This window comes from Bradyrhizobium sp. P2_E8 (assembly GCF_056403875.1).
Map to the genome: position 1 here is coordinate 1 of NZ_JBFUES010001018.1, position 2606 is coordinate 2606.

The 2606-nt window shown below is 66.0% G+C and carries 1 protein-coding gene and 1 pseudogene; both read right to left on the minus strand.

All coding sequences use genetic code 11. The features are described 5' to 3' along the window. Nucleotides 1-877 (minus strand): annotated as a pseudogene (locus tag AC1D00_RS35980) (hypothetical protein); the annotation flags it as partial. A gap of 244 nt (nt 878-1121) precedes the next feature. Then, a partial coding sequence (gene groL / locus AC1D00_RS35985; protein ID WP_477013938.1) for a chaperonin GroEL occupies nt 1122-2606 on the minus strand: 1485 nt, incomplete at its 5' end.

Here is a 2606-nt window from a genome sequence, read left to right on the forward strand (position 1 = left end):
GCTTTGCCGCGAGCGTCCGGCTCAGCACGCCCGCCACCGCGGCCGCGAGCTTGTCGCGGTTGATCCTGTCGCCGTCGCGCCAGTCGGCCGCGGCGAAGCGGATGGTGCGGTCCATCTCGGTCATGCCCGCGGTCCAGCCCGCGGCGACGACGCCGGGCATCGCCTTGAACTTAGCCAGCAGCGCGCCGGCCCGCTCCGGGTCGACCGACATGTTGATGGTCTGCTCGCCGGCGCGCAACGCGTCGCAGCCGACGCTGAGGCTCGCCAGCGTCACTTCGACCTCCTGGCCCTTCAGGCTCTTCAGGAACTCGGTCGCGGCATCCAGCTTGACCTTGACCGCGATCGCCTCCGGCGAGACGTCGGTGAAATCCTTCGGCTGCGGCGTGATGCCGTCGTCGGAGGTCTGGTTGTCCAGAAACTCCTTCTCGCTGAGATCGGAATTGTCGGGCGAGGTGACCTCGGTCACGGCCTGGCCGATTCCAATCTGGCCGCGGAACTCGAAAGTGTCTCCGGCCTGCTTGCGCAGCAGCTTGACGGTGACGGGCGCCTTCGCGCCGAGGCTCTGCGTCGTGCCAGTCAGCATCTGGCCGGCGACCTGGAGATTGACGACGAAGCGATCCTTGCGGTCGGAATTCTTCGCGACCGGATAGCAGACGTCGAGCACGGCCGCCGTGACCGTCTTGCCCTGGCGGGTCTCCTTCAGGATCACGTCGGCATTGCCGTCCATCAGCCCGTCGATCGAGGTGAAATAGCGCGTCTCGGGTCCGCCCGGCGCCGTCGCCTTCGGCGACAGCTTCATCTGGGCGGATGCGACCTCCGGCGAAACAGCAAGCAGAGCCGCCACAAGGGCCGTGGAGCAAACCAGAAGCGCGCGCATCGACGAAATCCTCGAGCAAGGGAGCATGATCCGGAAAAGTGTGACGCGGTTTTCCGAAAAGATCATGCTCAAACAATAACCTAAAGCGCGATGACGACTCATTTTCCGATCTCATCGCGCTTTAGAATCGGCGCCACCGTAGTGGGTTTTGGCCGTCGGTTGAATCGGAAAGCGTGAGCCATGGTCGGCAAAAAAGAAGGCCGCCCGGAGGCGGCCTTCGCAACATTGTCACGGAACGGTCGGCTCAGAAGCCGCCCATGCCGCCGCCGGCCGGCATCGCGGGCGGAGCTTCCTTCGGCGTCTCGGCGACCATGGCTTCGGTGGTCACCAGCAGGCCGGCCACGGAGGAGGCGTCCTGGAGCGCGGTGCGCACCACCTTGGCGGGGTCGATGAYGCCCTTCTCGACCATGTCGACATAGGCCTCGTTCTGGGCGTCGAAGCCGAAGGTCTCGGACTTGTTCTCGAGGATCTTGCCGACGACGATCGAACCTTCCACGCCCGCGTTCTCGGAGATCTGGCGGATCGGGGCTTCCAGCGCCTTCAGCACGATGTTGATGCCGGCCTGGACGTCGTCGTTGGCGTTGGTGAGACGGCCGACCGCCTTCTTGGCGCGGAGCAGCGCGACGCCGCCGCCGGGGACGATGCCTTCCTGCACCGCGGCACGGGTGGCGTTGAGGGCGTCCTCGACGCGGTCCTTCTTCTCCTTGACCTCGATCTCGGTCGCGCCGCCGACGCGGATCACCGCGACGCCGCCGGCCAGCTTGGCGAGGCGCTCTTGGAGCTTCTCGCGGTCGTAGTCCGAGGTGGTCTCCTCGATCTGCGCCTTGATCTGGCCGACGCGGGCCTCGATGTCGGGCTTCTTGCCGGCGCCGTTGACGATCGTGGTGTTCTCCTTGTCGATCACCACCTTCTTGGCGCGGCCGAGCATCTTCACCGAGACGTTCTCGAGCTTGATGCCGAGCTCTTCGGAGATGAGCTGGCCGCCGGTGAGGATCGCGATGTCCTCGAGCATGGCCTTGCGGCGGTCACCGAAGCCCGGCGCCTTGACGGCGGCGACCTTGAGGCCGCCGCGCAGGCGGTTGACGACCAGGGTCGCCAGCGCCTCGCCCTCGACGTCCTCGGCGATGATGACGAGCGGCTTGCCCGACTGCACCACGGCTTCGAGCACCGGCAGCATGGCCTGGAGGCCCGAGAGCTTCTTCTCGTGCAGGAGGATGTAGGCGTCCTCGAGCTCGGCGGTCATCTTCTCGGCGTTGGTGACGAAGTAGGGGCTGAGATAGCCGCGGTCGAACTTCATGCCCTCGACGATGTCGACCTCGGTGTCGAGCGACTTGTTCTCCTCGACGGTGATGACGCCCTCGTTGCCGACCTTCTGCATCGCCTGCGCGATCATCTTGCCGATGGCGGCATCGCCGTTGGCCGAGATGGTGCCGACCTGGGCGACCTCGGAGGAGGCGGCAACCGGCTTGGCGCGCTTCTCGATGTCCTTGATGACCGCCGCAACCGCGATGTCGATGCCGCGCTTGAGGTCCATCGGGTTCATGCCGGCGGCAACCGCCTTGGCGCCTTCGCGCACGATGGCCTGGGCCAGCACGGTCGCGGTGGTGGTGCCGTCGCCAGCAAGGTCGTTGGTCTTGGAGGCGACCTCACGCACCATCTGGGCGCCCATGTTCTCGAACTTGTCCTCGAGCTCGATCTCCTTGGCGACGGTGACGCCGTCCTTGGTGAT